The 7,017-nt window shown below is 64.5% G+C and carries 6 protein-coding genes and 3 pseudogenes; 4 read left to right on the top strand and 5 right to left on the bottom strand.

Features of this window, described 5'->3' with window-relative positions:
* The first annotated feature begins 42 nt into the window (after positions 1–42).
* Genes AADX97_RS18945 through AADX97_RS18955 form a run of 3 tightly spaced genes read left to right on the top strand, consistent with a single transcriptional unit; the run spans position 43 to position 2,521 of the window.
* Positions 43–627 carry a tyrosine-type recombinase/integrase gene (locus AADX97_RS18945; RefSeq protein ID WP_374238890.1) on the top strand — a complete coding sequence of 195 codons (585 nt, stop codon included), beginning with the start codon at positions 43–45 and terminating at the stop codon, positions 625–627.
* On the top strand, positions 621–1,532 hold the full coding sequence (locus tag AADX97_RS18950) for a tyrosine-type recombinase/integrase (protein WP_374238886.1): 912 nt from the start codon (positions 621–623) through the stop codon (positions 1,530–1,532). The genes AADX97_RS18945 and AADX97_RS18950 overlap by 7 nt, the downstream gene beginning before the upstream one ends.
* Entirely contained in the window at positions 1,529–2,521 is a 993-nt protein-coding gene (locus tag AADX97_RS18955; protein WP_374238891.1) for a tyrosine-type recombinase/integrase, read from the top strand. Before AADX97_RS18950 ends, AADX97_RS18955 begins: the two co-directional genes overlap by 4 nt.
* 78 nt (positions 2,522–2,599) lie before the next feature.
* Here the strand turns inward: AADX97_RS18955 and AADX97_RS18960 are convergent.
* The 4 genes and pseudogenes from AADX97_RS18960 to AADX97_RS18975 all read right to left on the bottom strand — a co-directional run.
* Positions 2,600–3,154: pseudogene (locus AADX97_RS18960) on the bottom strand (IS481 family transposase); the annotation flags it as partial.
* Between the two features lie 96 nt (positions 3,155–3,250).
* Entirely contained in the window at positions 3,251–3,445 is a 195-nt protein-coding gene (locus AADX97_RS18965) for a hypothetical protein (protein WP_374238887.1), read from the bottom strand.
* Positions 3,446–4,189: 744 nt separating this feature from the next.
* On the bottom strand, positions 4,190–5,134 hold the full coding sequence (locus tag AADX97_RS18970) for a tyrosine-type recombinase/integrase (RefSeq protein ID WP_374238888.1): 945 nt from the start codon (positions 5,132–5,134) through the stop codon (positions 4,190–4,192).
* On the bottom strand, positions 5,131–6,345 hold the full coding sequence (locus AADX97_RS18975) for a site-specific integrase (RefSeq protein WP_374238889.1): 1,215 nt from the start codon (positions 6,343–6,345) through the stop codon (positions 5,131–5,133). Before AADX97_RS18975 ends, AADX97_RS18970 begins: the two co-directional genes overlap by 4 nt.
* A gap of 129 nt (positions 6,346–6,474) precedes the next feature.
* Between AADX97_RS18975 and AADX97_RS18980 the strand changes: the two are divergent.
* Positions 6,475–6,693 (top strand): annotated as a pseudogene (locus AADX97_RS18980) (IS66 family transposase); the annotation flags it as partial.
* A gap of 8 nt (positions 6,694–6,701) precedes the next feature.
* Here the strand turns inward: AADX97_RS18980 and AADX97_RS18985 are convergent.
* Positions 6,702–6,794, bottom strand: a pseudogene (locus AADX97_RS18985) (transposase); the annotation flags it as partial.
* Positions 6,795–7,017: the final 223 nt, after the last annotated feature.

The following is a 7,017-nucleotide window of genomic DNA, read 5'->3' on the forward strand; positions in this document are numbered from 1 at the left end:
AGGTTTTGATGGGAAAGCCTGGGCGATTGAACATCCTAGCGCCTGGCGCCACTCCCACGCTACCTTGAACTCGCGGAGGTGGAGCGAATCATCGACGCATGCGACCCAAGTACGCCGCTGGGGGCCCGCGATCACGCAATCGTGCTCCTGCTTGCCCGTCTGGGCTTACGCGCCGGCGATGTCGCCGGCTTGCGCTTGAATGACATCGACTGGATACAGGGTCGCATTCGGGTATCAGGCAAGTCGCGACGCATGACCTGGCTACCGTTGCCCCAAGACGCCGGTGATGCCCTCCTACATTACCTTGAAACCGGGCGTCGAGCTGTCGGTGGCGATGGGGTCTTTCTGACCGCTCGGGCACCCTATACGCCAATCATTGCACGTCAGGTGTCGAGCACCGCCGAACGCTCCATCCGACGTGCCGGAGTCAAGGCGCCTTCGTTGGGCGCTCACGTGTTTCGGCATTCCGCAGCGACAGCGTGGTTGCGCCAAGGGCTCACGCTGCACGCCGTCGGCACCTTGCTGCGCCACCGCGACGTCGACACGACAGCGATCTATGCCAAGGTCGATGTCGATCGACTGAGGCGGATCGCCATGCCCTGGCCGACGGAGGGGGAGTCATGCTGACATCCGCCATCGATCGCTACCTCGAGCTGCGTCGCGCCTTGGGTTACAAGCTCATCACGGAGGAGCGCCTGTTGCGCTGCTTCGCAGGGTTTGCGACGGCGTGCGGGGATCGCCATGTGGTGAGTGAAACCGTCCTCGCCTGGGCAGCCCGCAGCACGACGGCACGCCAGCGCGACAAGCGAACCCGGGTCGTGATCGGGTTTGCGCGGTTTATGCACGCCGAAGATCCGCGACACGCAATTCCACCGCCACCGCTGCCGAGTGCAGCGCACACGCGGCCCCTCCCTCACATCTTCTCCCCACAGGAGATCGTGCAGTTGATGACGGCCGCAGTACACCTTCCGCCGGAGGAATCGCTGCGACCGCTGACGTTCAGCACCCTCTTCGGACTGCTTGCGTGCACGGGGTTGCGCATTTCCGAGGCGCTCTCGTTGAGGCTCGACGACCTCCGGCCCGATGGACTGATCATTCGTGAGACCAAGTTCCAAAAGAGTCGTCTCTTGCCGTTGCACGCAACGACAACGTGTGCGCTGAACCGCTATCTCGAACGCCGTCTGTGTGTCGTCGGCAAATCCGATCACCTGTTCGTCTCACTCAAGGGCACACCCGTGTGCTACGACACGGCCAGCCGAACCTTCCGACACCTGTGTGCCACTGCCGGGCTTGACGGTGTGCCGCCAGTGCGCCGTCCGCGACTGCATGACCTGCGTCACACGGTCGCGGTCAGGGCCCTCGAGGCATGTCCCCATGTGCGCGACGATGTCACGGCCCACATGCTGGCCTTGAGCACCTACCTCGGCCATTGCAGCGTACGGGGCACGTACTGGTACCTCCAGAGTTCACCGCAGCTCATGCAAGACGTCGCTGGCGCTGCTCAAGACTGGCTGGCGGGAGACGCACCATGACGCCGATCGCTCCCCACATCGAGGCCTTCCTGCGTGACCGGTTGCCGCGGCAACGCGGCGCCAGTCAGCACACCTGCGAGACCTATGCGTTCGCGCTCAAGCTGCTGTTCGAGTACGCCAGCACACGCTTCAAAGTACGCCCGTGTCAGCTCGCGCTCGAACAGATCGACGCGCCACTGATCATGGATTTTCTCGTCATGCTGGAGTCGCAGCGCGCAAACTGCCCCAGCACGCGCAACGCTCGACTGGTCGCGATCAAGTCATTCATGGCCTTCATTGAGCATCGTGCCCCGGCGTTCCTCGAGCAGTGCCGCCAGATCCGCGCGATACCGGCGAAGAAGACCGTTGTTCCTCTCGTCCAGCATCTTAACCGTGAGGAGATTCAGGCGCTTCTCGATGCCCCTGATCCCGCGACGCGAGCCGGGTTGCGTGACCGCGCGATGCTGCACCTGTGCTTCGCCGCCGGGTTGCGTGTCTCCGAGTTGGTCGCGCTGCCAATGGCGTCGCTCAGCCTGCATGCCAACCCCAGTCTGCGTGTTCTGGGCAAGGGTCGTCGGGAGCGCACGCTTCCCCTCTGGAAGCAGACCGCCGCGGACTTGCGCAGTTGGCTCGCCGTGCGCAATGCGCAGCCCGGAGTGACCGAACTCTTCATTAACGCCCGCGGCTTGCCGATCACACGCTCCGGATTCGAATGCATCCTGGCCAAGCACGTGAGCACAGCCCAGACGCAGTGTCCATCGCTTGCCACCAAGCGAATCTCCCCGCATGTGCTCCGACACAGCTGTGCCTTGATGATCCTGCAAGCGACCGGCGACCTGCGCAAGGTGGCGCTGTGGCTGGGCCACGCCGACCTCCAGACCACCGAAATGTATTTGCGCATCGACCCCGCCGAGAAGCTCGACGCGCTTGCTGCCGTCATTCCTCCGACACTGCGACCAGGTCGATTCAAAGCACCCGATGCGTTGATCGCGATGCTTAGACCGATCTGAATATGTCCAGCGAATAACGCCCGGAACGCCCGTTGCGGGGACGGGTGGGAATCCGACTGCACATAATGCGGGACTCCACATATGCCACAGCGCGGAGACGTACTCGACCTCGAAGCTGCGCACCTCGCGTTGTTCCAGGCGATCGCGTGCGGCCAACGCGCCGGCGGTGTCGCGCTTGGGGGTGGCGCGGCGCACCATCCCGTGGGCCTTCAAGTAGCGCCGCACGCTCGGATAGGAGGGCACCGGGGTGGCGGTGCCGGCGAGGGTCGCGGCCAGGTTGTCGCGATGCAGCTGGGCGGTCCAGCCGGGATGATCGCGGTACTGCGTCTGCAGGGCCTCGCGTGCGGCGGGCAGCACACTCGGGAAGGCCCCGCGGTCGGCGCGCACGCGATTGCGCAGCACCGCCACCGGATCGGGCGCGGTGCGCGCGGCGTCATACCAGCGCTCGAGGGTCGACACACCGAACCGAACATCCAGGCCGGTGACGGGATGGCGCCAGGTCTTGGCGGCCAGGGTGGCCAAGGCCGCCTGCAGGTCACCGTCCGGCGGCGGTGCGGCGAGTAGGGGGCCAATGATCGCAAAGCGCACGCGGGCCCACCGCTCGCGTTGCGGAACCTCGATGGGGATCGGCATAGGGGTCTCCCGGCCACGGTGCCGGGGGTTCCGACACCTTCGCGATCAGCCTAGCGGGGTGCCCCGGCGTCTTCGAGCGACATCCTCTGCGTGGCGTCAGCCGCCCTCGTGCAGCCTGCACGAACGACTCGTCAAGGGGCTCAAAAAGCGCAGCAACGCCACCAGGGCGTCCGCGGCATCGCCGAGGAAGCGCTCGAGCAGACTCCCCGGCGCCTGCTGCAGATCCACCGGCGGCACAAAGCCCCCTGCGCGCCGCACCACAGCGGGGTCTGCCCCAACTGCTCCCGCCACCAGGTCTGCCAGCGCCGCAGGGTGCGGATCGGGACCGCCAGCGTCGCGGCCAAGGCGTCCGCTTGGGGGTGATGCCCGGTATGGCGCACCGAGGCCACCACGACGATGAGGCCGAGATAGACTCGCCGGCCCGGGAACCGCACCGAGCGCGGCGTCAGGCGCCGCCGACACTGCGCACAGCAGAAGCTGCGACGCGTGGCGAACGCCGCGCGCCAGGGTTCCGGACAGCCGCGGGGTTTACGGGGGTAGTCGGCCTAATGCAGCGTGCCGCCGCAGGCGGGACAACCCTCCTCTCGGGCGGCCTCGGCGAGGTCCTCGTCGATGTGCAGCAACACGGCGAAAAACGTGAGGCTTTCAAGGAAGGCGTGGCACACTGATGGCGTCTCTTTGTCTTCGCAAACAAGAGACTCTCCCGACGGGTGCTGTTGTTCAAGCACCCCGAGGGAGGCACACCGCTCTCCCTCATGAAAGATGACGATTTAAGGGGGAAGAAACATCAGGGAAGGTGACCGTACTCACTGGCGCGTTGATTCTCGAGATGATCAAGAAACGTGCTCAGGAATGCTGCATCCAGATCCTCCAGACGCAGATGCGATGGCTCCCGAGCCAGACGTGCCGACGCGAAGGCGAGCAGTCATCGGAAGGTGTCGCGATAGGCTGCCACGGTATGAGGACTTGCGCCGAGCTCGGTTTGCAGCCGCCGGGTGAAATAGCGCTGAATGAGCGCCGCGAGAGAGGTTGCGCTCATGGCCGGTCTCCGCTCGGGGCGGTCACCAAACGCTCGCTGGCCAGCCCGAGCAGCTCCGGAATGGCTTGAATGTACCAGTAGGTTTCGACGCTGCTGACATGCCCCAAGTAGGTCGCCAACCACGGCACGAGTCGGTTCACATCCAGGCCCGCTCGGTACCACTCGATGAGCCGATTGGTGGCGAATGTATGCCTCAGATCCTGAAGCCGTGGACCGTGCCCACTGCGACCCTGCAGGCGAGGCCGCAGATCAATGCTGTGGCATAGGCGTGCAAATGTCCGCCGGACCGTGCTGCCGATCAATCGCGAACCGCAGGATGTCACCAGAAACGCCGGCGTCTGCCGATGGGGTAGAAGGGTGTCGCGCAGCCCGGCATAGTCCTGCAGCGCCGCACCGGTGGAGGGGTCGAACGGGACCAGACGCGACTTGCCGCATTTCGACCCTCGAACCACGAGGACGCGGTCCCGCAGATCAACATCGTCCACGTCGAGCTTGAGCGCTTCACCCGGGCGTAGCCCGGTCGCGGCCAGCAGCCCGATCAGCGTCTTGAAGGTTGCACCGCGAAGCCCGCTGGCCTGATCGAGTTGGTTCGCCGCCGACATCAACGCAGCGATCTCGGCCTTGGCGTAGATGTGAGGTGTGGGTCTGCGGTGCGAAGCGGGTAAGAGTCGCGGTGGCGGCACCTCGGTACGCGGATCCGTCGCCTGCAGCCAGCGCGCGAACGCGCGCACGATATCCAGCCGTCGTGCATAGGTCCCGGGCTGCAGAGCGACAGACTGGAAGGTCCAGCTCAGGGCCAGCGCCGTCGTGACCACATCGGCACCCCGGGCGATCATGAAATCGACGAACTGGCGCAATGCCGATTCAGGCCATTTCAGTTGTGTCCCCAAGGCCCGACGCGTCTCCAAGTACTCGGATAATGCCGCGTGTAGGTCGCTCATGGCGTCACCTCCGCATCGGGCCAGGATCGGGCGACGCTGCGCAGGTTTTCAAGGTCGAGCTTGGTGTAGCCTTCGGTCGTGCGGATGCTGCGGTGACGCAAGATTTGGGCGATCTCAACCAACGAAGCACCGCGACGAATCATCCGTGTCGCAAGACTGTAGCGGAAGAGATGCGCACCGACGCGACCGCTCGGCAGCAATCCGGCACGCGCGAGGGCACGGCGCGCCATCCCGCTCACGTTGCCGGGATCTTGGAGCTCGACGTACGGTGCCCGGTGGCGCAGAAACACGGCGCGCGAGTCGTGCTTGCCCCGTGCCGTGAGGAGGTAGTCTGCAATGGCCTCTCCAACCTCCCGTGGTAGCGGCAGACAAGCGACTTGTCCGCCTTTGCCGCGGATCAGGATCTCGCCGGCCTCCCAGCGCAGATCCTCGAGGCGCAGCGCGAGAATCTCGCTCGCGCGCAAACCAAGGCGCGCCAAGAGTTGCAGGATGGCGAAATCGCGGCAGCCACGGATTGTCGAGTGATCGGCCATCGCCAGCACGCGTTCAATCGCTTCGGCGCTCAACACGGGCGGCATCGGCGTCGGCTGCCATCGGCCCACCGGCGGTACTGCGAGAGAGAGATCGCGCGTGATCGTACCCTTCAGCAGACAGAAACGCAGAAACGAGCGCAGCGCCGCTGCCTGTAACTTGACGGAGCTGACGGCGTGATCCCGGCTGTAATCGAGGAGGTAACGACGGATCGCCGGGGCATCGACGCGCTTAGCCTCTGCCGGGAGATGCATGGCATCAGTGAAGCCGCGCGCACCGACCGAGTAGGCTGCAATCGAATGAGTGCTGAGTCCCTGCTGCGTGCGAAGGTGGTCGATATAGCTTTGGCAGAGCGCCCGGGCAGGTAACGGCTCGGCCGTGCGCGGCCGCAAGACGTCGATACTCCGAAGGTAGGCCAGAAAATCCTGCAAGGCACAGCGGTGCTTGTAGCGACGGCGCGTCGGGCACGCGAGGAAGGAATCGATGCAGCCCTCGTCAATGTCGCTCGGCGCGATCCCCGCGACCTGGCTCCATTGAATGAAGGGCCTGATCAGGCGCACCTTGTCGCGGCGGGTTTTCCGGGCATAACCGGCTTGTGCGAGGGATGCAATGAATGCCGCGAGCTGGTGATCGAGATCCGCTTCCCCGGAAGGTCTTACGTGTGCGTTCTGTTCGGACATGTCGTCTCTCCACTGATCTGGCGGTGTTGCCAGACGAGAGAGCCGATAGGATTATGCCGCGCACGTAAAGTATGCATCCCGCTGAGGACGACTTGCCTGAGGTGCTACGCGGCATATCCGGGAGTGCGGCATAACGACGCCGAGCGGGCCCTGCGTCACTGGGTCATCGCCCGGCGTCTCAGTCACGGCACGCGCACCGCCGTCGGCTCATGCGTCTTTACCCTGCTTGCCAGCGTCATCGAGACCTGTCGTCAACGCGGCCACTCGCCTTGGGAGTATCTGGCAACCGCCATCGCCGACCGGCGCGCCGGACTACCCTTGCCGCCTTTGCCGCAGCCGGGGGTGTGAACGAGTACCTCGTCGCAAAAAAAGGTCTGCTGGCGTCGATTACCGCGCTGGGTCACATGATGCGGAAGCCCGGGGACAACCACTCTTGGAAGTCTCGCCATCGGTCGGTCAATCCCTCGTCACAGAAAGCTCACTTTGTGTTCTAACCGTTCCGTAGTATCTCGTCTAGGGTATTCAGTAAACCGTCCCCGGAACTCCAGGTTTACATGATTCGGCATGAGGCAGTAGACCAGAACCTGCGTGACGCACGCTCGACAGGACGTCGAGAGCAGTCGCCGATACTCGGCATAGTCCTCGTCGCAAAAAAAGGTCTGCTGGCGTCGA

It is taken from the genome of Thiocapsa sp. C2-2m (assembly GCF_041903745.1).
In the GTDB taxonomy this organism is placed as follows: Bacteria; Pseudomonadota; Gammaproteobacteria; order Chromatiales; family Chromatiaceae; genus Thiocapsa; species Thiocapsa roseilacustris.

Bases quoted from the DNA above. Each gene is read 5' to 3' on its own strand.
- AADX97_RS18950 (WP_374238886.1), top strand. From the start codon at position 621: ATGCTGACATCCGCCATCGATCGCTACCTCGAGCTGCGTCGCGCCTTG.
- AADX97_RS18955 (WP_374238891.1), top strand. From the start codon at position 1,529: ATGACGCCGATCGCTCCCCACATCGAGGCCTTCCTGCGTGACCGGTTG.
- AADX97_RS18970 (WP_374238888.1), bottom strand. From the start codon at position 5,134: ATGAGCGACCTACACGCGGCATTATCCGAGTACTTGGAGACGCGTCGG.
- AADX97_RS18975 (WP_374238889.1), bottom strand. From the start codon at position 6,345: ATGTCCGAACAGAACGCACACGTAAGACCTTCCGGGGAAGCGGATCTC.